Raw genomic sequence first — 20,471 nt, forward strand, 5'->3', positions numbered from 1 at the left:
TTCTATTCCTAAAACAGGGATATATATTGCATATGACTTGCTGCGTGCCAATGACTGATTATATTATGACGGACTTAAACAAGAAACACGTTCACTCTTAGTCATTCTTAAAAGTGATTTCATGGCAACCATCTCTCCCTTAGTGAAAAATGCGTTATCGTATCGCACCCTGAGCCTTATGATTATATTGACTAGCGCTATGGGTATCTTTATCTTCATTTACTCAGCATATATACAGTGGGGTAATAACAAAGCGTCGCTGATTAATGAGGATATCATCACGCCATTGAATAATTTTAATGAAAAATATAAATGGAATTTATCATCGTCAGTCAATAATCGCATTGACGCGCCCCCATTAGTGAGTGGCAACGTAGATACTCTGTCCCATATCCATTTAAGCGGTATTATTCATAGTTCGGATAAATTATCGTCCCGGGCCATTCTGCAGGAAGGGGGGGAACAGAATGTCTATTCTATTGATGATGTGCTTAAATCATCCAACAGCACGCGCATCATTGATATCACTAAGAACCAGGTGTTTTTCTCCTCAGGCGGAAACACCGCGCAGCTTACGCTGCTTACCGAACTGACGCCACCTGCCGCAACGCCAGAAAAAGTGAACGAGCAGCCGGCACCAACAGATGTCACATTGTCAGATTTTATTGAAGCGATTCCTGTCGTTGATAAAAATGTCTTGCGTGGATTGCGCCTTTTACCTCGCGGTAATACAGAATTATTTTCACGGACAGCCATTGCACCTGGTGACATTGCTATTCAGCTTAACAATATGTCTTTAACGCAACAGGCGAATATAACCCATGCGCAGGAGGCACTTAGACATCTGCAGACGGCGCAGATTACCCTCTTGCGAAATGCATCACCAAAACTAATTAATGTTGCCGTTCAACAATTCCAGGACGGTCAGGATAAATAAATGGATGGAACCTCCGCAAGCCAGCGACTGAAAGCGCTTTCGCTGTTTTTTTTGCTCATCGCCACCGCTAAGCCCGGATATTCAGCTGATTACACGGCGAATTTTAACGGTGCGGACATTCAAACGTTTGTCAACATCGTGGGACAAAACATGGGGAAAACGATTCTGATTGATCCCGATGTTAAAGCATCCATTTCCGTCAGAAGCGTAGATACCTTTAATAAAGAGGAATACTATCAATTTTTCCTGAGCGTACTCGACCTTTATGGCTTTTCACTTATCACTCTTGATAATGGCCTGCTGAAAGTCGTGCGTTCAGAAACCGTGAAAAATCTTCCAGGAAAGCTTACCAGTAATACGCAACCCGGCAAGGGTGATGAACTGGTGACACGTATTGTTTCTCTGGAAAATGTTCCAGCGCGATCGCTGTCTCCTCTGCTTCGTCAAATGCTCGATGGCGGTAATGTCGGTAACGTCTCGCATTATGAGCCCTCTAATGCGCTGGTCATTACCGGCAAAGCATCAACCGTCAATCGCATGCTGGAAGTCATTAAACGTGTCGATGTCATGGGTGACGAGCAAGAGCAAATTATCCCGCTGAAATATGCTTCCGCAGTCGATCTTGCCGATGTCCTTAACACGCTGTCGCGTGAGAACGCAAAAGAGGCACAACCTGCGACACTCCAGACGCACATCGTTGCCGATAAAAGAAGCAATACGCTGATTATCAGAGGCTCAGAACGCGCCCGCGCAAGAATTACTGAGTTGATAAAACGTCTTGATACCCAGGAGCAAGGGCAAGGAAACACGCGGGTATGGTACCTGAAATATGCCAAAGCGGATAAGCTTGTTGACGTTTTAACCGGTGTCACACAAAAACTGAAAGAGGGCAAAAGTGGCACAACCAATACGGCAACCAGCAGCAGCCGCGATATCTCTATTACTGCAGATGAACAAACCAACTCACTGGTTGTGACCGCCGATCAGGGTATTCTCCAGCAACTCGATGAGGTTATCGCTAAGCTGGATATTCGTCGTGCACAGGTTCTGGTGGAAGCGATTATCGTTGAAGTTCAGGACGGTAAAGGTCTGAACCTGGGTGTGCAGTGGGCTGAGAAAAACGTTGGTGGACAACAGTTTACAAAAACTGGCCTGCCAATCTTTAACGCGGCACAGGGCGTGGGTGAATTCAAAGCAAACGGAGGGATCACCAGCGATAACCCAGCTTACAACCTCTTCAGTAATTATAACGGCCTTGCGGCAGGTTTTTTCAACGGCGACTGGGGGGTGCTCCTCACAGCACTCAATACCGACAACAAAAACGACATCCTGTCTACGCCCAGCATCGTTACGCTTGATAATAAAGAAGCAGCCTTCAACGTCGGGCAGGATGTGCCCGTACTTTCCGGTTCCCAGACGACCTCCGGCGATAATATTTACAATACCGTCGAGCGTAAGACGGTGGGGACCAAGTTAAAAGTCACCCCGCAGATTAACGAGGGTGATTCTGTTCTGATGGAGATCGAGCAAGAGGTTTCCAGCGTCGACACATCGACAAGCTCTTCCTCGCTCGGCCCAACCTTCAACACCCGAACAATACAGAATGCCGTCCTGGTGAAAAGTGGCGAAACCGTTGTGCTTGGCGGTTTAATGGATGACGCCAGTAAGCAAGAAGTTTCAAAAGTTCCCCTGCTGGGCGATATCCCTTTGGTGGGACAGCTTTTCCGCTACACATCCAATGAGAAAAGCAAACGTAACCTGATGGTCTTTATCCGCCCGACCATTATCAGAGACGATGAGGTCTATCGTTCACTCTCACGTGAGAAATACACTAATTTCAAAGATCTGCAAAAAGAGAGACGTGAAAAGCAAAGTGAAACACTGATTAACGTCGATAACATCAAAGAGCTTGAAGATCGGGCTTTTAATAATGCAACGGCGACACCGGACGCTAAAAATCCGTTCAGGGAAGGTCGAACGGAATGAGTCAGCACGCATGGAAAAAAGCGCAGCGCTATGGCATTGCCTTACAAGGAGAGACTCTCTTCTACTCGACAGATGCCACACTTGAGCATCTGCTCGAGTTCGCATCCGTTGCGCCAGAGTGCACCTGTTTTACCCGGCTCCCCCCGCAGCAGTTTGCCGAAAAGCTGGAGCTTATTTACCAACAGAACAGCGGGTCAGCCCAGTTAATTGCCGAAGATATTAATAACTCGGACGATCTCAATACTCTCTCTGAAGAGATCCCAACGAATGAAGATCTGCTGAACGAGCAGTCGGACGCGCCGGTTATCAGGCTTATTAATGCCGTGCTCAGCGAAGCAATTAAAGAACACGCCTCAGATATTCATATTGAAGTATTTGAAAAAGCGATGAGTATCCGCTTCCGGGTTGATGGCATCTTGCGCCCGGTGGTTCAGCCGAATAAAAAACTGGCGGCCTTACTCATCTCACGTATCAAAATCATGGCCAAACTGGATATTGCCGAAAAAAGGCTGCCGCAGGATGGACGCATTACCTTAAAAATTGGTCAGCGAAATGTGGATGTCCGTGTGTCGACGCTCCCGTCGCAGCATGGCGAACGTGTTGTTCTGCGTCTGTTGGATAAAAGTAGTCTGCGCTTATCCATCGATAAACTGGATATGTCAGCGGCAGACACACACAGTCTGAAGAATCTGCTTGCCCTTCCCCACGGTATTATTCTGGTCACGGGGCCAACGGGCTCCGGGAAAAGCACCACGCTCTACGCCATTCTCTCCGCGCTACATAGCCCCGAACGCAATGTGCTTACGGTAGAGGACCCAATTGAATACGAACTGGAAGGTATCGGACAAACCCAGGTTAATAGCCGCGTAGATATGTCATTTTCCCGCGGACTACGCGCTATTTTACGTCAGGATCCTGATGTCGTCATGGTAGGAGAAATTCGCGATAACGAAACCGCTCAAATTGCGGTTCAGGCTTCTTTGACCGGGCATCTGGTGCTTTCCACTCTCCACACCAATAGCGCGTGCGGTGCCGTAACGCGATTACGGGATATGGGCGTTGAGCCGTTCCTTCTCTCTTCCTCGCTCGTTGGGGTGATTGCCCAACGTCTGGTCAGACGGCTATGCCCCCACTGTAAAACGGCTCACGCCGTGCGGCCTCAGAAACTACAGCTTCTGCAAGCCCACGGGATAAATGCATCCCAACTCTGGCAAGCAAAAGGCTGCCCCGCTTGCAGACAAAGCGGCTATCAGGGGCGTATGGCGATCCATGAACTGTTACTCGCGACACCAGAACTGCGTGACGCTATTCACAATGAGCGTCATGAAAGGCAGCTGGAACAGATCCAGCGTCGTCATCACCTCAGCCTGCTGGCAAACGGTCTTCGCGTAGCGGCAGAAGGGATGACCTCACTTGAAGAAATTCTGCGGGTGACCTCTGAAGGTCAGACTCCAGCGGATGGGCGCCAATGAAATTTCACTGGACGGCAACGGACGCGCGGGGAAACCGCCATACGGGGCTGAGTGAGGCCGCGAGTGAAAGAGAGATGGTCGCGCAGTTGCGTAGCCAGGGGTTATTACCGCAAACGCTAAAACGGCAGCGACCCAAGGTTGCCCTCAGGGCTTTTTCGACACGAATCAGCCACAGCGAATTAACGCTTTTTACGCGTCAGCTGGCGACGCTGATCGCGGCGGCGTTGCCGCTGGATGAAGCGCTCGCCGTTGTTCAACAGCAAAAAGAAAATAAAAAACTGGCCGACGTCATCACTTCTCTGCACCTCGCCGTTCTGGAGGGACAGCCCCTCTCTGTGGCCATGCAAGCCCACCCTCGTCTGTTTGATACGGTCTTTTGCACCCTGGTAAAAGCGGGAGAGACGGTCGGCCAACTGGGCACCGTTCTTGAAAGGCTGGCCGAATATAATGAAGCACGTCAGCAAATGCGCAGCAAACTCACACAGGCGTTGATTTACCCTGCCCTGCTCACCACGGTCGCCATTCTGGTGGTTATCATTTTGCTTACCACGGTGGTACCGAAGGTCGCCGCGCAGTTCACTCATCTTAAGCACGAGCTACCGCTTTCCACCCGTACGTTACTGGCGATGAGTCACTTTCTGTCGACATATGGTCCCTGGATCGCACTGACGCTTATCTGTGGAGGAGCGCTGTTCTCTTTCTGGCTGAAGCGCGGGAAAAACCGGGATCATTTTCATCGCTGGCTCATCGCGTTTCGCATTACCTCCCCGCTGGTCTGCGCGATCAATAGCGCCCGTTATCTGCGCGCCCTGAGTATTCTCAATCGCAGCGGTATCCCCCTCCTGGAGGGGATGTCACTCTCGGCGGAAGGCGTTGGCAATCGGGAGATAGGCCGGCGGCTCAGCGACGCAGCAGAAAGCGTACGTCAGGGAAATAGCATCAGCCAGTCCCTGAAGCAGACGCAAATATTTCCCCCCATGATGATTTACATGATTGCTTCCGGAGAAAAAAGCGGTCAGCTCGGGGAACTCATGCAACGTGCGACAAATAACCAGGAGGTGCAGCTGCAAAACCGCATTTCGCTGACCCTGGCAATTTTTGAACCGGCGCTGATTGTTGTCATGGCAGCGATCGTTTTGTTTATCGTTGTCTCGATCATGCAGCCCATCTTACAACTCAACTCATTGATGAATTAAGGAAAAATCATGGAAGCGCAGAAGAAGGAAAGGCAGCGTGGTTTCACGCTTATGGAATTGATGGTCGTCATCGTGATTATGGGGGTTCTGGCCAGCCTGGTGGTGCCTAACTTAATGGGCAATAAGGATCGGGCAGACCGGCAAAAAGCCGCCAGCGATATTATTGCTCTCGAAAATGCGCTGGATATGTACAAGCTGGATAATCATCGTTATCCCACAACAGAACAGGGCCTGGAGGCGCTTATTACCGCCCCAGCGCAAGCTCCCCGGGCTGAAAACTACAACCCGGACGGTTATATCCGCCGTCTGCCCGCCGATCCGTGGGGGAATGACTACATCCTGATTAGCCCGGGTGAGCATGGCGCGATCGATATCATGTCCACAGGTCCTGATGCTGAAACCGGCACCGAGGATGATATCCACAACTGGGACAACGATAAAAAGTCACGCTAAAAATGGCCCATCAGAAAGGATTCACACTGCTGGAGGTGATGCTGGTTATGGTCATCATCGCCCTGGCGGCAGCCGGCGTTGTCGCTATGCAAAGTGACAGGCTGAGCGCTACCGGAAAGCTACTGCGGCAGATCGATGTCCTCAGACAGACAGCAAAATACATGTCAGACGTGGCGCTACTGGAAAAACATACTGTCGGCCTTCAGCTCACTACTGACGGCTGGCTTTTCTATGCACCGAAAAAGGATCGCACCGGTGAATGGCAGTGGCAGGAAATAGCAAACAATGACAATTTGCCGTTACGCGGCGATTGGGACGCACCGGCCAGGCCTGACGTGACACCCTTGTCGGAGGAGGCCAAACCGCAAATCGTCATCCTGCCCGATGGACAAGTCACTCCCTTTTCAGTGGTTTTCAACGCTGAAGATGGCGAAAAAATCGCCATCCTGCAATCAAACGGCGCGCTGCCGCTTGAGGTCATTCGCTTTAAGGAACCGCAATGAAACAACAAAGCGGAATGCTGTTGCTTGAAGTCTTGCTGGCAATGGCTATTTTTGCGACCGCCATTATTGCACTCCTCAACAGTATGCAATGGCAGCTTTCAGCGCTGGAAACGTTAAAACAGGAAACGCTAGCGCTTTGGGTTGCAGACAACGTACTCGTGACCTCGACTTACGGACAACTCGCCGCCAAAGAGGGAGCCTCTTCTCAATTAAATGAGACCTTCTCCTGGCAACTGGTTGAAGGGAAAAAAAGTTCGTCTCCTTTGCTTCAGAAAGAGGCCAGGGTGATAACGTCTGATGGCCGAACCCTCAGCCTGTATGCCTGGTCTTCAGATAGTAAGAAAACGGAGGCGAAGCATGAGTAAAGTCCCCAACGGCTTTACGCTTCTGGAAGTGATGCTGGCGATCGTCATTTTCTCAACGCTCAGCTTTCTGGCCTCTCAGGTGTTCTCCCAGGCAACCGAACAGTACCAGCGAGCCAAGAAGACTGGCGATGATTTTGAGGCCATCCAGCACACCGTGCTCATGCTTGAAAATGATTTAATGCAGTATGTCCCGCGGAAAAACCGGCAAACACCGCTCCCCTTCTTGAGTGAAAAAGAGAGCGTAATTTTCACAACACAAACCCGGGATCCCGCAATGCCTTTTGGGGCAACGTTCGTTTTGACGACCGTCCACTGGTATGTCGAAAACGACACATTATTCCGTGCAGTACGCTACTCATCCGACAGTGAAAAGGACGTGGCACCACAGCCACTGCTGGATCATGTCTCCCATTTTTCTGCAACAATGACGCCGGCGGATGAAAAGAGCGTGTCAACGACAGCCACGATAACGCTGGAGCGTGACGGTAAAGCGGAAATAACCCGACGCGTTGTCCTGCCCGGCTGGTTTCCGGAAAAAAAAGCCGCCAGTCAACCTGCAGGAGCGACGCAATGAACGCGCAAAAAGGTTCTGCATTGCTGATCGTTTTAATGATTCTGGCGCTGATGGCTGCGCTGGCAGCAGAGATGACGATAAGTTTTCAGGTTCAGCTCCAGCGCACCCGGCGCATCAATGATAGCCTGCAGGGGAAATACGCCCTGCTCTACGCTGAAGCACAATCTATGGACCGTTTTCAGGAGAAGCCTGGAGACGTACTCACCCACTCGGAGAGTCCTGGCGACGACACCGACGTCAGCTGGCAGATAAACGATCTGCACCATTGCTACAACCTGAACGCACTGAAGAATACGCCGGAAGAACCACTGGCGACGCCACCGTATGAAATCAGCGTGTTTTACGCCCTACTGGAGAAGCTCGCCGTTGAAAAATACCGGGCAGAAGAGATCGCACAATCCATCGCAGACTACATCGATGATAACGACTCAACGCGCGTTAAAGGTGCAGAAGACGAATACTATCAACATAGTCAGCCAGGCTACCTGACCGCCGGTCAGGTGCTCTTTTTACCCACAGAAGTGCGCAAAATTAAAGGGATGACTGACGCGCTTTATCAAAAACTCGCCCCTTTTATCTGCACCCGATTCAGCAGTGACCTCGCCATTAATATCAATACCCTTACTGAGCAGCAAGCGCCGCTTCTGGCAGCCCTCTTCCTCAACAATATCAGCTTGTCAGATGCAAAAATGCTCCTGAAAAAACGTCCTGTAAATGGCTGGGAAAAGGTAGAGGATTTTCTTTACCAGGCCCAACAGGATTTCAGCGCAGCAAAACCGCTGGTGGATTCGCTTAAAAAACAGATTACAACCAGCAGCAGTTATTTTTTGACCACATCCACGGTTCATGAGGGTGACCTTACCTTTGGTATGCGCACATTTTTCATTTATGACGAAAAAACTAAAACACTCAAACTCTATTTACGCCAGCTTACGGATGGCAGTAGCGAACAATAAAGCAGTTAACGTCCCTGCGACGAAACTGCTTATCCGCCTTTCTGGATCGACGCCGAATGCCCTTGAATGGGTGGAATATGATGGATGTGGCTACAGCCAGGTTCAGAGTCTGACAACAGAACAGTTGCCGGAGATTGCCGCACGCCCGGCATCAGGATGCACTCATCTCGTTATTCCGGCCCAAAAGGCAACGAGCAGAATAATCGTCATCCCAGACGAAAATTACGAACTGACCGATCAAAAACTTCAGTGGCTTGCGGATGAAACACTGGACGAAGGCATGCCCCCGCTGCACTGGACGCTACTCTCTCGGGAGGGAACGCGAGTTTCCGTCATTGGCGTTGACGCCGACTGGCTTATGTCCCAGCTTCGTCTCTTTGCCGGGGCTGGTTTTAACGTCACGCATGCGACGATTGACGCCCTTCGCTTGCCAGCCTGTGAAAGCGGCTGGACGGTATTATCAGACAGCGGTGGATGGTTGCTCAGAACGCATGAGAACAGTGTTGCCCATCTGACAGCCTCCTGGCTGGCACAGCTGCTAGCGCATTATCCCCCGCAAGAGGTCGTCAGCTACGGTCCACTGCCAACTGGCCTTTCCGCGAAGGAAACGCGTCCCGCATGTCATAGTTTGATACTCCATCCACAGGAACCACCCGCTAACCTTTTGCACGGGAAAATGCGCCCGCCTGCCCCGTGCTCTTTCTGGACCACCAATATCAAACGCGTGGCGCTTTGCAGCATTTTACTGTTAGCCGTGAGTGCGTGTCTGGCTCAGGCTGTCGTGTATTTGCAACTTCGGGAGTATGAAAAACAGCTGAGCCACACACTGACGCAGCAATGGCAACGTTATATTCCAGAAAACAGGCATACCCGTAATCTGCGTACCTATTTACCCAGGCAGCTACAGCAACGATCGCCTGCCCCCTATTTGCTCTTACAACAGCTTCAGGCTCATCTGTCCGCTTTCCCGGGACTGGCGCTGGAAGGGGTGAGTTATAACCCGGCACGTAATGATTTACGTCTTTTTATTTCTACCCGCGATGACCAACAGATCCAGGCGTTTTTAAATCAAAAACTGGCTGGCTACTCACTCAAAGTCGATAAACATGAACAGGGATTATGGACGATTCGAAATGATTAAACGCGCTCAGGAATGGTTTCACCAAAAAGATCCGCGTGAGCAGCGGCTGCTACTCGCACTGCTTGTCTGCGGTGTCAGCATTCTTTTCTGGTTTGGGCTCTACCAGCCCCTGAAGCAGGCTACGGACACCATGCAATCCCGCTATGCTAAGGTGCAACGCGATCTGCAGTGGTTGCAGAAACAGGTTTCGGCTGCAGCTCTTCTTCCGGAAAAGAGACCATCAGGCTCCCTGGAGAATCAGGTTAAAAGCAGTTTGCACATGCTGGGCACTGCCGCAAAACTCCAGCGCACCGATAGCGGAGAACTGACTGTATCGGCCGACGCTCTCAGGATGGACGCTTTTATGAACTGGCTGGCGGTGCTACAGGGAGACTACGGTCTGCGGATTGCGGAACTTGAATTCCACGCCAGTGAACAGGGTACGGACACTATAATCCTGACGCGTCTGACGCTCGGAGTGAAATAAAATGGATAGCTCACTGGTTACTCTGTTTCTCATCATTGGCCTGCTGTCAGGAACCGCAATGGGTATACTCACCTGGCGTTTGCCTGCCGAGATTTTACGACCGTCTTCGACAGGCGAGGCGGGTTCAACGTCAGAGTTTACGTTCTCTGGCTCCCGGTGCTGCCAGTGTCAAACCCCACTGTTCTGGTACGACACGGTTCCCCTGCTCGGCTGGATGCTTCTCAAAGGGAAATGTCGCCACTGCGGCCAGCCTGTTTCAACACGCTATCCCTTGCTGGAAGGGCTTTGTGCGATGATGGCCGTCATTTGCTATGCCCTCCATCCAGCATCAATGATAATGTCACTGGCGCTTTTTCTGTTCTTTTGGTTTGTACTCGCACTCAGCGTGATCGATCTGCAGCATTACCTTTTACCCGACAAGCTCACGCTACCGTTACTGTGGGTTGGCCTGTTGTTTAATGCCTTTTTTGGCCCTGTTTCCTCCCAGGACGCCATTGTGGGTGCCGCTGCCGGCTATTTAATTCTGTGGCTGCTCTACTGGCTGGTCCGCTTAATCTGTCACAAAGAAGGGATCGGTTACGGGGATTTCAAGATGCTTGCGGCAGTGGGCGCCTGGTGCGGCTGGCGAGAGGTACCCGTGATCCTTTACGTAGCGTCAATCGCAGGGATCTTTTACGGGCTTCTGCTGTGGGTAAAAAAAGGGCATTTCGGTGATCCGATACCTTTCGGTCCGGCACTGGCACTGAGCGGCTGGGGCTGTTTCTGCTGGGCAACGCTGTGAGGAGGCAGGAAGGAGGGTTTCCTTCCTGTATCAACTACTCTTTTTCTTCGCGGATTTGCGCTTGCAGATAGTTTTGAATACCCAGCTTATCGATCAAATCCAACTCGGTTTCCAGCCAGTCTATATGGCCTTCTTCATCGGCAAGGATCTCAATCATCATGTCACGGCTGACATAATCAAAAACGCTGTCGGCATAGGCAATGGCTTCACGGAGATCTTTGGCACCTTCAAGTTCCAGCCTGAGGTCGGAACGTAGCATCTCCTCGACATCTTCACCGATACCCAGCTTGCCGAGATCCTGCAGGTTTGGAATACCTTCAAGGAATAAAATGCGCTCGATATATTTATCGGCGTGTTTCATCTCATCTATAGATTCATGGTACTCAACGTCGTTCAGACGTTTAAGTCCCCAGTTTTTGAACATTCTCGCATGAAGAAAGTACTGGTTGATTGCGACAAGCTCATTTCCCAATAATTTATTGAGATAACTTATGATTTTAACATCACCTTTCATTATATAGTCCCTCCGCTTCCACTCATTGAAGCGTAGATCGGGCTACGGGGATGTCAAAAAAAAGATGGGCGCTTACGCGATCTCTTTGTATTCCGGGATCTGCATCAACTCGTCCTGCATGATTTCACGTGCAGCACGTACACATTTACCGCATTGATTTCCAACCGGAACAAATTTGCGAAGCTGCTGAAATGACTGTGGCTGAAACTGGCGAACGGCCTGACGTATTTTTTTGTCGCTTACACCATTACATAAACAAACGTACATAGAGACTCCCGTTCAAATTATGCGCAAAGTGTAAGTGAGAATGGTTATGATTACAATAGCACAAACGCCAGAATACGGGGCGGGTGCAGGCAAAAAATGCGAAAGTTTGTGACAACACCTGAGCAGCACAAAACAAAAAAGGACGCCGAAGCGTCCTTTTTTAATTCGGGGATAATAAATTAGCCCAGAACTTTAGCAACAACGCCCGCGCCAACGGTACGGCCGCCTTCACGGATTGCGAAACGCAGACCGTCGTCCATCGCGATTGGGTGGATCAGAGTCACAACCATCTTGATGTTGTCGCCTGGCATTACCATCTCAACGCCTTCTGGCAGTTCGATGGTACCGGTCACGTCAGTTGTACGGAAGTAGAACTGTGGACGGTAGCCTTTGAAGAACGGAGTATGACGGCCGCCTTCGTCTTTGGACAGGATGTACACTTCAGATTCGAACTTGGTGTGTGGCTTGATTGAGCCTGGCTTCGCCAGAACCTGACCACGTTCGATTTCTTCACGTTTGATACCACGCAGCAGAACACCAACGTTCTCACCAGCACGGCCTTCGTCCAGCAGTTTGCGGAACATTTCAACGCCAGTACAGGTAGACTTCGCAGTCTCTTTGATACCAACGATTTCAACTTCTTCACCAACTTTGATGATACCGCGCTCTACACGACCGGTAACAACGGTACCACGACCGGAGATGGAGAATACGTCTTCGATTGGCAGCAGGAATGGCTTGTCAATCGCACGCTCTGGTTCTGGGATGTAAGAATCCAGGAAGCCAGCCAGTTCGATGATTTTCTCTTCCCACTCTGCTTCGCCTTCCAGCGCTTTCAGCGCGGAACCACGAACGATTGGGGTGTCGTCGCCTGGGAAATCGTACTGAGACAGCAGTTCACGAACTTCCATCTCTACCAGTTCCAGCAGCTCTTCGTCATCAACCATGTCGCACTTGTTCAGGAACACGATGATGTAAGGAACGCCTACCTGACGACCCAGCAGGATGTGCTCACGAGTCTGAGGCATTGGGCCGTCAGTCGCAGCAACAACCAGGATCGCGCCGTCCATCTGCGCAGCACCGGTGATCATGTTTTTAACATAGTCGGCGTGGCCTGGGCAGTCTACGTGTGCGTAGTGGCGAGTCGGGGTGTCATATTCAACGTGAGAAGTGTTGATGGTGATACCACGCGCTTTTTCTTCTGGTGCGTTATCGATCTGGTCGAATGCACGAGCAGCACCGCCGTAGGTTTTAGCCAGAACGGTAGTGATTGCAGCAGTCAGGGTAGTTTTACCATGGTCAACGTGGCCGATAGTACCAACGTTAACGTGCGGTTTTGTACGTTCAAATTTTTCTTTAGACACGGCTATATTCCTTACTATAGTGCTCTCCCCTTCGGAGAGAGCACGGGACTTAGGTTTTAATCCTGTGGATTACTTACCACGGGCTTCAATAACGGCCTGAGCAACGTTGTTAGGCGCATCATCATACTTCAGGAATTCCATGGTGTATGATGCACGACCTTTGGTCAGAGAACGCAGCTGAGTTGCATATCCGAACATTTCAGACAGCGGAACTTCAGCGTGGATCTTAACGCCAGTTACTTCAGATTCCTGACCACGCAGCATACCGCGACGACGGCTCAAGTCACCGATAACGTCACCGGTGTTCTCTTCAGGAGTTTCTACTTCAACCTTCATGATTGGCTCAAGCAGAACTGGTTTTGCTTTCTTAAAGCCTTCTTTAAAGGCAATAGACGCAGCCAGTTTAAACGCCAGTTCAGAGGAGTCAACGTCGTGGTAAGAACCGAAGTGCAGACGAACACCCATGTCAACAACCGGATAGCCAGCCAGAGGGCCCGCTTTCAGCTGTTCCTGGATACCTTTATCAACGGCTGGGATGTATTCGCCAGGAATTACACCACCTTTGATGTCGTTGATGAACTCGTAACCTTTCGGGTTAGAGCCCGGCTCCAGTGGGTACATGTCGATCACAACGTGACCGTACTGACCGCGACCACCAGACTGCTTAGCGTGTTTACCTTCAACATCGGTAACTTTCGCGCGAATCGCTTCGCGGTAAGCAACCTGAGGTTTACCCACGTTCGCTTCAACGTTGAATTCACGCTTCATACGGTCAACGATGATGTCCAGGTGCAGTTCACCCATACCAGCGATGATGGTCTGGTTAGATTCTTCATCAGTCCATACGCGGAATGATGGGTCTTCTTTCGCCAGACGGCCCAGAGCCAGACCCATTTTTTCCTGGTCAGCTTTGGTTTTTGGTTCAACCGCGATGGAGATTACCGGCTCTGGGAATTCCATACGCTCCAGAATGATCGGGTGATCCGGGTCACACAGGGTGTCACCAGTGGTCACGTCTTTCAGACCGATAGCTGCAGCGATGTCGCCCGCACGAACTTCTTTGATCTCTTCACGTTTGTTAGCGTGCATCTGTACGATACGGCCAAAACGCTCACGCGCCGCTTTCACGGAGTTCAGGATGGTGTCACCGGAGTTAACCACACCAGAGTAAACGCGGAAGAAGGTCAGGTTACCCACGAATGGGTCGGTAGCAATTTTGAACGCCAGTGCAGAGAACGGCTCGTCGTCGCTTGCGTGACGCTCAGCCGGAGTATCTTTACCGTCGTCCAGGATGCCGTTGATCGCAGGAACGTCAACCGGGGATGGCAGGTAGTCAACTACCGCATCCAGCATCGCCTGAACACCTTTGTTCTTGAACGCAGAACCACAGGTTACCAGGATGATTTCGTTGTTCAGAACACGCTGACGCAGAGCTTTTTTGATCTCTTCTTCAGTCAGTTCTTCACCACCCAGGTATTTCTCCATCAGCTCTTCAGAAGCTTCAGCAGCGGATTCGATCAGGTTCTGGTGCCATTCGTCAGCCAGGTCCTGCATCTCAGCCGGGATGTCTTCGTATTCGAAGGTCACGCCCTGGTCTGCGTCGTTCCAGTTGATGGCTTTCATTTTCACCAGGTCGATAACGCCGGTGAAGCCTTCTTCAGCACCAATTGCCAGCTGCAGCGGAACAGGGTTCGCGCCCAGACGGGTTTTGATCTGACCAACAACTTTCAGGAAGTTAGCACCCATACGGTCCATTTTGTTAACGAACGCGATGCGTGGAACTTTATATTTGTTCGCCTGACGCCATACGGTTTCAGACTGTGGCTGAACACCACCAACTGCGCAATAAACCATTACCGCGCCGTCGAGCACACGCATGGAACGTTCTACTTCGATGGTGAAGTCAACGTGCCCTGGGGTGTCGATGATGTTTACGCGATGCGGTTCGTACTGCTTAGCCATACCTGACCAGAATGCAGTAGTCGCTGCGGAGGTGATAGTGATACCACGCTCCTGCTCCTGTTCCATCCAGTCCATGGTGGCTGCGCCGTCATGAACTTCACCGATTTTATGGTTTACACCGGTGTAGAACAGAATACGTTCGGTAGTAGTGGTCTTACCGGCGTCGATGTGCGCACTGATACCGATGTTACGGTAGCGTGCGATGGGTGTTGTACGAGCCATTTGATTCCTCGTTTGTTTCTTTAGGCGTTCAGTTAAGTTACCCAGAGCGGGCGGCTTCTCTGAAGCGCCCGCCTGGTGACTAATACTCCGAAGGGATTACCAACGGTAGTGTGCGAACGCCTTGTTGGCTTCTGCCATACGGTGAACGTCTTCACGTTTCTTAACTGCAGTACCTTTGTTTTCTGCAGCATCAGAAAGTTCGTTCGCCAGACGCAGAGCCATGGATTTATCACCGCGTTTACGAGCAGCTTCAACGATCCAACGCATTGCCAGAGCATTACGACGAACCGGACGAACTTCAACTGGAACCTGATAAGTAGAACCACCAACGCGGCGGGACTTAACTTCTACAGTTGGGCGAACGTTGTCGAGAGCGACTTCGAAAGCTTCCAGTTCATTTTTACCAGAACGCTGAGCCAGGGTCTCAAGCGCGCTGTATACGATGGCTTCTGCAGTAGATTTTTTACCATCTACCATCAGGATATTTACAAATTTTGCCAGCAGTTCTGATCCGAACTTCGGATCTGGAAGAATTTTACGCTGACCAATGACGCGACGACGTGGCATGGGAATACTCCGTTGTTAATTCAGGATTGTCCAAAACTCTACGAGTTTAGTTTGACATTAAGATAAATCAGTTTGGCCTTACTTAACGGAGAACCATTAAGCCTTAGGACGCTTCACGCCGTACTTGGAGCGAGCCTGCTTACGGTCTTTAACACCTGAGCAGTCCAGCGCACCACGAACGGTGTGGTAACGAACACCCGGAAGGTCTTTAACACGACCGCCACGGATCAGGATCACGGAGTGCTCCTGCAGGTTGTGACCTTCACCACCGATGTAGGAAGTCACTTCGAAACCGTTAGTCAAACGCACACGGCATACTTTACGCAGTGCGGAGTTTGGTTTTTTAGGAGTGGTGGTATATACACGAGTACATACACCACGTTTCTGCGGGCAGGCTTCCAGCGCAGGCACGTTGCTCTTTGCAACTTTGCGTGCGCGTGGTTTGCGTACCAGCTGGTTAACTGTTGCCATTAAATAGCTCCTGGTTTTAGCTTTTGCTTCGTAAACACGTAATAAAACGACCTCATACAATATGAGGACGCGAAATTTTAGGGCTACGTCGAAAAGGTGTCAAGAAATATACAGCGATCTCGGATCACCAGTTCATTTGACTGGCGTGCGTCACAGTAAGATTGACGAAATCAGTATAGCCAACCACGTCAATTTTGGCTGAAATTTGACCAGAAAGACCTCGCGCGTCCAGATCGTCCTTCAGCGCAGAGACTGTTATGGGGGCATTCGTGAGAATTTCAACGAAACGGCTGCCTTCAAGCGCCGCGAGCACGCCGTCCTGAATGAGCAGCAAATCATCACCTTCGCGCAGCATGCTCAACAGTGTGTCGATATCACATTGCCACGGTGAGTGGCTCAGAATATGGAGCATGGCGGCCTCAGAACGTCAAAACGGTGTCGTAGTGGGAAAGGTGTTCACGCAGATCAGAGGAAGGTAAGAGCGTCACATCCAGCACAAAAGACGACTTATCACTCAAACCGCGCGCCGTTAAGGAGTCGGCACAGACATAGCAGGTTTCGATATCGTACAGCGGCAGCACTTTGAAGGTTGCGATGTAATCGCGCGCCAGGATGGCCTGCGGCTGTTGGCCCGCGAGCAGTTGAAACACCCCGTCCCCCAGAAAAAAGACGCCGATATCTTCTGTTAATGCCGATGTCGCAAGTAACGCATCCAGCCCTTCGCGGCCAGAGGCGCTACCGTGCGGTGCAGAAGTAAAAACAAATGCCACGCGCTTCATCAGAATTGCACCACTCTGTCGCAGGTTAGCGCCGCCTGAGCCAGCTCGCCCAGACCACTCAACGAAAAGCCAGGCTGAAGGTTAGCGCCCGATAACCCCAGGCGATCGGCTTCGGTTGCATCCGTCACGCCGCGACGCAGTGCCGCCGCCACGCAGATGTTCAGCTCAACGCCCTGCTTTTCATTTAACGCCTGCCACGCGCGGACCAGATCAAACTCATCGCTCGCCGGTGACGTAAACTGGTTCGCGTTATACACCCCTTCCCGATAGAAAAAGACGCTCGCCAGTTCATGTCCGGCCGCCAGTAGCGCATGCGCAAACTGCAGCGCGCTGCTGGCCTGCTGAGTGCCGTACGCCGGGCCTGTCACCATTAACGCAAAACGCATTACTTATCTTGCCCTACGAAGTCGCCGCTTTTGAACTGGCGGATGTAGAGGTAGACCGTATGCTTGGAGATATTCAGACGATCGGCCACCTGGTTAATGGCGTCTTTGATATCAAAAATCCCTTTCTCGTAGAGATTGAGTACGATCTGACGATTCTTGGCATTGTTCGAGACGTTGCGATCGGCATTCACCTCTTCAATCGTAAACTCAAGCGTTTGAGTCACCAGATCTTCTACGGAGGAGGCAAAGTTAACGGAGGAGCCAACGTCTGGCGTTTCAGGCGGAATAAAGGTGCTCATGATCTGCGAGAAAGGCACATCAAGGTTCATGTTGATGCACAGCAGCCCAATCACACGATGTTCGCGGTTTCGAATCGCGATAGTTTCTGATTTCATCAGCACGCCGCTTTTGGCGCGGGTGAAATAACATTTGGAGACGCTGCTGTCCGCGCCGGTCATGTCATGCAACATACGCAATGCAAGGTCGGTGATTGGCGAACCAATTTTACGGCCGGTATGCTCACCATTAGCAATGCGGATGGCGGAACACTTCAGATCTTGCAGGGAGTGCAATACGATTTCGCAGTGGGAACCAATGAGCATCGCTAACCCGTCCACCACCGCCTCATAGGATTTAAGAATATCGAAGTCGGTCTGGTCAAAAGGACGTTGATCCAGCAAATCAAGTTCACTGGTTTCGTTGGTTAAAAGCGACCTGGACATGAAAAAAACACTCCTTTTCAGGAGCCTGTCGTTAGGTTTTCAGGGCAGGCTCATTATCTACACGGACAACTAAATTAATACAGCGTACCAGACGCTTTCCAGTGTTAATTATATCTGCCCCGCAATAAAAAAACCGCCGCCTTAAAGGCGGCGGTTTTCATTACATTACTTCTTAGCGTCTGTCGCAGCTTTCTGATCTGCCTGCGCTTCCGGTTTCGCATCCGCTTTCGGTGCTGGTTTAATGTCCAGCAGCTCTACGTCGAAGACCAGCGTGGAGTTAGCCGGGATACCCGGAACGCCCGTTTTGCCGTAGGCCAGATCCGGTGGAATAACCAGCTTGATCTTGCCGCCTTTCTTGATGTTTTTCAGGCCTTCAGTCCAGCCAGGGATCACACCGTCCAGACGGAAGGAGAGCGGCTCACCGCGGGTGTAAGAGTTATCGAACTCTTTACCGTCGATCAGCGTACCTTTGTAGTTTACGACAACAGTATCGCTGTCTTTCGGCGCATCACCGGTGCCTTCTTTCTCAACTTTGTACACCAGGCCAGTAGAGGAAGTCTTCACACCCTTCTCTTTAGCAAAGGTATCGCGGTAGGCTTTGCCTTTCGCTTCGTTGTCTTTCGCGTCCGCTTCCATCTTGGTCTGAGCGGCACCCTTCACGCGTGCTTCGAACGCCTGCAGCGTCTGCTCAATTTCCTGGTCAGACAGCTTGCTCTTATCCGCAAATGCGTCCTGTACGCCTGCGATCAGCTGGGCTTTATCCAGTTTGATGCCCAGTTTCTCTTGTTCTTTCAGAGAGTTTTCCATGTAACGACCCAGAGATGCGCCCAGTGCGTAGGCGGATTTCTGGTCGTCATTTTTGAACGCCGCTTTGCTGTCTGCAGTGGCAGCAGGCTTCGCAGCAGTATCAGCAGCGAATGACAGCGGCGCGTTCAGCGCAACAGCCATCGTCGTCGCCAGCAGCGTTACTTTAAACAGTGATTTCATCCATATCTCCAGGGCCTGGGGACTCTCACCCCAGCGTTAAACGTAAATGAGTGACGTACTATAAAACGTTGCAGAAGAAATCTACAGACAGACACTCCCAATTCTCACCACTTTTCAGACTATTTTTGTTTAAATAAGTTTCTTGCCAGCGGGATAGAGACTGCACTTAAGGATAAACTCAGTTAAACTGCGCCGCCGCTGGACCATCAGGTAAATCAGACATAAACGAGGTGAATGATGAAGGATACAACGATAGAAGCGAGAATGGCTGAGCTGGAAAGCCGCCTGGCTTTTCAGGACATCACCATCGAAGAACTAAACCAGACCGTCACAGCACATGAACTCGAAATGGCGAAGCTGCGGGATCACATGCGTCTGCTGACGGAAAAGCTAAAGGCAACGCAGCCGTCAAACATTGCCTCTCAGTCTGAAGAGACACCACCACCTCATTATTGAGGCGTAAAAAAAGCGGGGTTCCCCCGCTTTTTTATTTTCCGCTTAGCGGAATTAGTGGCAACCGCAGCCGCCGTTACCGCAACCACCTTTGCCATGGTCATGACCATGGTCGTGATCGTGGCCGTGACCACCGCAGCAGCCGTCGTGGCCGTGATCGTGGTCATGGTCGTGACCGTGCGCACCGTGAACGTGGCCATGAGCCAGCTCTTCTTCGGTCGCTTCACGGATCGCAACAACTTCTACGTTGAACTTCAGGTTCTGGCCAGCCAGCATGTGGTTGCCGTCAACCACAACGTGGTCGTCTTCAACTTCAGTGATTTCAACAGGCACCGGACCCTGGTCAGTTTCAGCCAGGAAGCGCATGCCAACCTGCAGTTCGTCAACGCCCATGAACACGTCTTTAGGAACGCGCTGAACCAGGTTGTCGTCATACTGACCGTAAGCGTCGTTCGCGCCGACAGCAACGTCGAATTTGTCGCCAACTTCATGACCTTCCAGCGCAGTTTCCAGGCCAGAAATCAGGGAACCGTGGCCATGCAGGTAGTCCAGCGGCGCACTCACCGGAGACTCATCAACCAACACACCGTCTTCTGTACGTACCTGATAGGCCAGGCTGACCACCAGGTCTTTTGCTACTTTCATGATATCTCCTGAGCGTGGGAAAATTGCTGGCGCAGATTGTAGCGGAAATCTGCACCCGTGTACCCTTTAGCTTAAAAAAACTCAGGGCATATCGCTAGTCCGGATGAAAAATGCCGATCACTTGCTCTTCTTTGCGAACATGATCGCGGGCCTCTTTATCGGCCTCACGCATCTGGTGACCACACTTAACACACTCAACGATATCAATATTATTTTCTCGCCACATCGCCAGAGTATCTTGCGCCTGGCAGGACGGGCATTTTGCACCTGCGATAAAGCGTTTACGGACAGCCATCTTTCGT

General features: G+C 51.0%; 26 protein-coding genes. 13 read left to right on the forward strand and 13 right to left on the reverse strand.

What is annotated here, in order from left to right; all coding sequences use genetic code 11:
• The first annotated feature begins 121 nt into the window (after positions 1 to 121).
• From gspC to G0034_RS21035, 12 genes are read left to right on the forward strand one after another with little or no spacing between them, the layout of a single operon-like run.
• Positions 122 to 937 (forward strand): type II secretion system protein GspC, encoded by an 816-nt coding sequence (gspC, locus tag G0034_RS20980; protein ID WP_023331442.1) that lies wholly within the window; start codon positions 122 to 124, stop codon positions 935 to 937.
• Complete coding sequence (gene gspD / locus G0034_RS20985) at positions 938 to 2,923, forward strand: type II secretion system secretin GspD (protein ID WP_179121246.1); 1,986 nt, start codon at positions 938 to 940, stop codon at positions 2,921 to 2,923.
• The gene (gene gspE / locus G0034_RS20990; RefSeq protein WP_179121247.1) at positions 2,920 to 4,395 is read left to right on the forward strand and encodes a type II secretion system ATPase GspE; all 1,476 of its coding nucleotides are present in this window, start codon (positions 2,920 to 2,922) and stop codon (positions 4,393 to 4,395) included. Before gspD ends, gspE begins: the two co-directional genes overlap by 4 nt.
• Positions 4,392 to 5,591 carry a type II secretion system inner membrane protein GspF gene (gene gspF, locus G0034_RS20995; RefSeq protein ID WP_179121248.1) on the forward strand — a complete coding sequence of 400 codons (1,200 nt, stop codon included), beginning with the start codon at positions 4,392 to 4,394 and terminating at the stop codon, positions 5,589 to 5,591. The genes gspE and gspF overlap by 4 nt, the downstream gene beginning before the upstream one ends.
• 9 nt (positions 5,592 to 5,600) lie before the next feature.
• Positions 5,601 to 6,044 carry a type II secretion system major pseudopilin GspG gene (gspG, locus tag G0034_RS21000; protein WP_014885475.1) on the forward strand — a complete coding sequence of 148 codons (444 nt, stop codon included), beginning with the start codon at positions 5,601 to 5,603 and terminating at the stop codon, positions 6,042 to 6,044.
• Positions 6,045 to 6,046: 2 nt separating this feature from the next.
• Positions 6,047 to 6,547, forward strand: coding sequence for a type II secretion system minor pseudopilin GspH (gene gspH, locus G0034_RS21005; protein ID WP_179121249.1), 501 nt, complete (start codon positions 6,047 to 6,049; stop codon positions 6,545 to 6,547).
• Positions 6,544 to 6,912 (forward strand): type II secretion system minor pseudopilin GspI, encoded by a 369-nt coding sequence (gene gspI / locus G0034_RS21010; protein ID WP_023331447.1) that lies wholly within the window; start codon positions 6,544 to 6,546, stop codon positions 6,910 to 6,912. Before gspH ends, gspI begins: the two co-directional genes overlap by 4 nt.
• Positions 6,905 to 7,486, forward strand: a complete 582-nt coding sequence (locus G0034_RS21015) for a PulJ/GspJ family protein (protein ID WP_023331448.1) — start codon at positions 6,905 to 6,907, stop codon at positions 7,484 to 7,486. Before gspI ends, G0034_RS21015 begins: the two co-directional genes overlap by 8 nt.
• Positions 7,483 to 8,442, forward strand: coding sequence for a type II secretion system minor pseudopilin GspK (gspK, locus tag G0034_RS21020; protein WP_032635371.1), 960 nt, complete (start codon positions 7,483 to 7,485; stop codon positions 8,440 to 8,442). The genes G0034_RS21015 and gspK overlap by 4 nt, the downstream gene beginning before the upstream one ends.
• Positions 8,339 to 9,583 (forward strand): type II secretion system protein GspL, encoded by a 1,245-nt coding sequence (gene gspL, locus G0034_RS21025; protein WP_179121250.1) that lies wholly within the window; start codon positions 8,339 to 8,341, stop codon positions 9,581 to 9,583. The genes gspK and gspL overlap by 104 nt, the downstream gene beginning before the upstream one ends.
• Positions 9,576 to 10,049, forward strand: coding sequence for a type II secretion system protein M (locus G0034_RS21030; protein ID WP_032635368.1), 474 nt, complete (start codon positions 9,576 to 9,578; stop codon positions 10,047 to 10,049). The genes gspL and G0034_RS21030 overlap by 8 nt, the downstream gene beginning before the upstream one ends.
• Before the next feature lies 1 nt (position 10,050).
• Positions 10,051 to 10,830 carry a prepilin peptidase gene (locus G0034_RS21035; RefSeq protein WP_048339401.1) on the forward strand — a complete coding sequence of 260 codons (780 nt, stop codon included), beginning with the start codon at positions 10,051 to 10,053 and terminating at the stop codon, positions 10,828 to 10,830.
• 34 nt (positions 10,831 to 10,864) lie between these two features.
• Here G0034_RS21035 and bfr read toward each other — a convergent pair whose 3' ends face one another.
• The 11 genes from bfr to fkpA form a co-directional block, all read right to left on the reverse strand.
• Positions 10,865 to 11,344: a bacterioferritin gene (gene bfr, locus G0034_RS21040; RefSeq protein ID WP_014885483.1), complete on the reverse strand. Its 480-nt coding sequence runs from the start codon at positions 11,342 to 11,344 to the stop codon at positions 10,865 to 10,867.
• A 72-nt stretch (positions 11,345 to 11,416) separates the two neighbouring features.
• The gene (bfd, locus tag G0034_RS21045; protein WP_008503493.1) at positions 11,417 to 11,611 is read right to left on the reverse strand and encodes a bacterioferritin-associated ferredoxin; all 195 of its coding nucleotides are present in this window, start codon (positions 11,609 to 11,611) and stop codon (positions 11,417 to 11,419) included.
• Positions 11,612 to 11,790: 179 nt separating this feature from the next.
• Positions 11,791 to 12,975 (reverse strand): elongation factor Tu, encoded by a 1,185-nt coding sequence (tuf, locus tag G0034_RS21050; protein WP_014171903.1) that lies wholly within the window; start codon positions 12,973 to 12,975, stop codon positions 11,791 to 11,793.
• A 69-nt stretch (positions 12,976 to 13,044) separates the two neighbouring features.
• On the reverse strand, positions 13,045 to 15,159 hold the full coding sequence (gene fusA, locus G0034_RS21055; RefSeq protein ID WP_023331453.1) for an elongation factor G: 2,115 nt from the start codon (positions 15,157 to 15,159) through the stop codon (positions 13,045 to 13,047).
• Positions 15,160 to 15,255: 96 nt separating this feature from the next.
• A complete protein-coding gene (gene rpsG / locus G0034_RS21060; protein ID WP_003861706.1) occupies positions 15,256 to 15,726 on the reverse strand; it encodes a 30S ribosomal protein S7 in 471 nt (156 codons plus the stop codon).
• 96 nt (positions 15,727 to 15,822) lie between these two features.
• Positions 15,823 to 16,197: a 30S ribosomal protein S12 gene (gene rpsL, locus G0034_RS21065; protein ID WP_000246815.1), complete on the reverse strand. Its 375-nt coding sequence runs from the start codon at positions 16,195 to 16,197 to the stop codon at positions 15,823 to 15,825.
• A gap of 124 nt (positions 16,198 to 16,321) precedes the next feature.
• Positions 16,322 to 16,609, reverse strand: a complete 288-nt coding sequence (gene tusB, locus G0034_RS21070; protein ID WP_014885486.1) for a sulfurtransferase complex subunit TusB — start codon at positions 16,607 to 16,609, stop codon at positions 16,322 to 16,324.
• Between the two features lie 7 nt (positions 16,610 to 16,616).
• Positions 16,617 to 16,976 (reverse strand): sulfurtransferase complex subunit TusC, encoded by a 360-nt coding sequence (tusC, locus tag G0034_RS21075; RefSeq protein ID WP_014885487.1) that lies wholly within the window; start codon positions 16,974 to 16,976, stop codon positions 16,617 to 16,619.
• Positions 16,976 to 17,362, reverse strand: coding sequence for a sulfurtransferase complex subunit TusD (gene tusD, locus G0034_RS21080; RefSeq protein WP_014885488.1), 387 nt, complete (start codon positions 17,360 to 17,362; stop codon positions 16,976 to 16,978). The genes tusC and tusD overlap by 1 nt, the downstream gene beginning before the upstream one ends.
• Positions 17,362 to 18,084 (reverse strand): helix-turn-helix transcriptional regulator, encoded by a 723-nt coding sequence (locus G0034_RS21085; protein ID WP_014885489.1) that lies wholly within the window; start codon positions 18,082 to 18,084, stop codon positions 17,362 to 17,364. The genes tusD and G0034_RS21085 overlap by 1 nt, the downstream gene beginning before the upstream one ends.
• A 165-nt stretch (positions 18,085 to 18,249) precedes the next feature.
• Positions 18,250 to 19,071 carry an FKBP-type peptidyl-prolyl cis-trans isomerase gene (gene fkpA / locus G0034_RS21090; RefSeq protein ID WP_023331457.1) on the reverse strand — a complete coding sequence of 274 codons (822 nt, stop codon included), beginning with the start codon at positions 19,069 to 19,071 and terminating at the stop codon, positions 18,250 to 18,252.
• A 237-nt stretch (positions 19,072 to 19,308) separates the two neighbouring features.
• Between fkpA and G0034_RS21095 the strand changes: the two genes are divergently transcribed.
• Positions 19,309 to 19,527 carry a protein SlyX gene (locus G0034_RS21095; RefSeq protein ID WP_008503009.1) on the forward strand — a complete coding sequence of 73 codons (219 nt, stop codon included), beginning with the start codon at positions 19,309 to 19,311 and terminating at the stop codon, positions 19,525 to 19,527.
• Positions 19,528 to 19,578: 51 nt separating this feature from the next.
• Here the strand turns inward: G0034_RS21095 and slyD are convergent, their stop codons facing one another.
• Complete coding sequence (gene slyD, locus G0034_RS21100) at positions 19,579 to 20,169, reverse strand: peptidylprolyl isomerase (RefSeq protein WP_014885491.1); 591 nt, start codon at positions 20,167 to 20,169, stop codon at positions 19,579 to 19,581.
• A gap of 94 nt (positions 20,170 to 20,263) precedes the next feature.
• Complete coding sequence (locus G0034_RS21105) at positions 20,264 to 20,464, reverse strand: YheV family putative zinc ribbon protein (protein WP_003861689.1); 201 nt, start codon at positions 20,462 to 20,464, stop codon at positions 20,264 to 20,266.
• Between the last annotated feature and the right edge of the window lie 7 nt (positions 20,465 to 20,471).

Origin of the sequence: Enterobacter sp. T2, from assembly GCF_010692925.1 — a bacterium.
GTDB lineage: Bacteria > Pseudomonadota > Gammaproteobacteria > Enterobacterales > Enterobacteriaceae > Enterobacter > Enterobacter kobei.

Excerpts from the sequence above, each read along its gene's own strand:
- gspK (WP_032635371.1), top strand. The coding sequence starts at position 7,483 with ATGAACGCGCAAAAAGGTTCTGCATTGCTGATCGTTTTAATGATTCTG.
- bfr (WP_014885483.1), bottom strand. The coding sequence starts at position 11,344 with ATGAAAGGTGATGTTAAAATCATAAGTTATCTCAATAAATTATTGGGA.
- tusB (WP_014885486.1), bottom strand. The coding sequence starts at position 16,609 with ATGCTCCATATTCTGAGCCACTCACCGTGGCAATGTGATATCGACACA.
- G0034_RS21015 (WP_023331448.1), top strand. The coding sequence starts at position 6,905 with ATGAGTAAAGTCCCCAACGGCTTTACGCTTCTGGAAGTGATGCTGGCG.
- gspE (WP_179121247.1), top strand. The coding sequence starts at position 2,920 with ATGAGTCAGCACGCATGGAAAAAAGCGCAGCGCTATGGCATTGCCTTA.
- fkpA (WP_023331457.1), bottom strand. The coding sequence starts at position 19,071 with ATGAAATCACTGTTTAAAGTAACGCTGCTGGCGACGACGATGGCTGTT.
- gspF (WP_179121248.1), top strand. The coding sequence starts at position 4,392 with ATGAAATTTCACTGGACGGCAACGGACGCGCGGGGAAACCGCCATACG.
- slyD (WP_014885491.1), bottom strand. The coding sequence starts at position 20,169 with ATGAAAGTAGCAAAAGACCTGGTGGTCAGCCTGGCCTATCAGGTACGT.
- rpsG (WP_003861706.1), bottom strand. The coding sequence starts at position 15,726 with ATGCCACGTCGTCGCGTCATTGGTCAGCGTAAAATTCTTCCAGATCCG.
- tusC (WP_014885487.1), bottom strand. The coding sequence starts at position 16,976 with ATGAAGCGCGTGGCATTTGTTTTTACTTCTGCACCGCACGGTAGCGCC.
- fusA (WP_023331453.1), bottom strand. The coding sequence starts at position 15,159 with ATGGCTCGTACAACACCCATCGCACGCTACCGTAACATCGGTATCAGT.
- gspH (WP_179121249.1), top strand. The coding sequence starts at position 6,047 with ATGGCCCATCAGAAAGGATTCACACTGCTGGAGGTGATGCTGGTTATG.
- gspI (WP_023331447.1), top strand. The coding sequence starts at position 6,544 with ATGAAACAACAAAGCGGAATGCTGTTGCTTGAAGTCTTGCTGGCAATG.
- G0034_RS21085 (WP_014885489.1), bottom strand. The coding sequence starts at position 18,084 with ATGTCCAGGTCGCTTTTAACCAACGAAACCAGTGAACTTGATTTGCTG.
- tusD (WP_014885488.1), bottom strand. The coding sequence starts at position 17,362 with ATGCGTTTTGCGTTAATGGTGACAGGCCCGGCGTACGGCACTCAGCAG.
- G0034_RS21035 (WP_048339401.1), top strand. The coding sequence starts at position 10,051 with ATGGATAGCTCACTGGTTACTCTGTTTCTCATCATTGGCCTGCTGTCA.
- rpsL (WP_000246815.1), bottom strand. The coding sequence starts at position 16,197 with ATGGCAACAGTTAACCAGCTGGTACGCAAACCACGCGCACGCAAAGTT.
- G0034_RS21095 (WP_008503009.1), top strand. The coding sequence starts at position 19,309 with ATGAAGGATACAACGATAGAAGCGAGAATGGCTGAGCTGGAAAGCCGC.
- gspC (WP_023331442.1), top strand. The coding sequence starts at position 122 with ATGGCAACCATCTCTCCCTTAGTGAAAAATGCGTTATCGTATCGCACC.
- gspD (WP_179121246.1), top strand. The coding sequence starts at position 938 with ATGGATGGAACCTCCGCAAGCCAGCGACTGAAAGCGCTTTCGCTGTTT.
- G0034_RS21030 (WP_032635368.1), top strand. The coding sequence starts at position 9,576 with ATGATTAAACGCGCTCAGGAATGGTTTCACCAAAAAGATCCGCGTGAG.
- bfd (WP_008503493.1), bottom strand. The coding sequence starts at position 11,611 with ATGTACGTTTGTTTATGTAATGGTGTAAGCGACAAAAAAATACGTCAG.
- gspG (WP_014885475.1), top strand. The coding sequence starts at position 5,601 with ATGGAAGCGCAGAAGAAGGAAAGGCAGCGTGGTTTCACGCTTATGGAA.
- G0034_RS21105 (WP_003861689.1), bottom strand. The coding sequence starts at position 20,464 with ATGGCTGTCCGTAAACGCTTTATCGCAGGTGCAAAATGCCCGTCCTGC.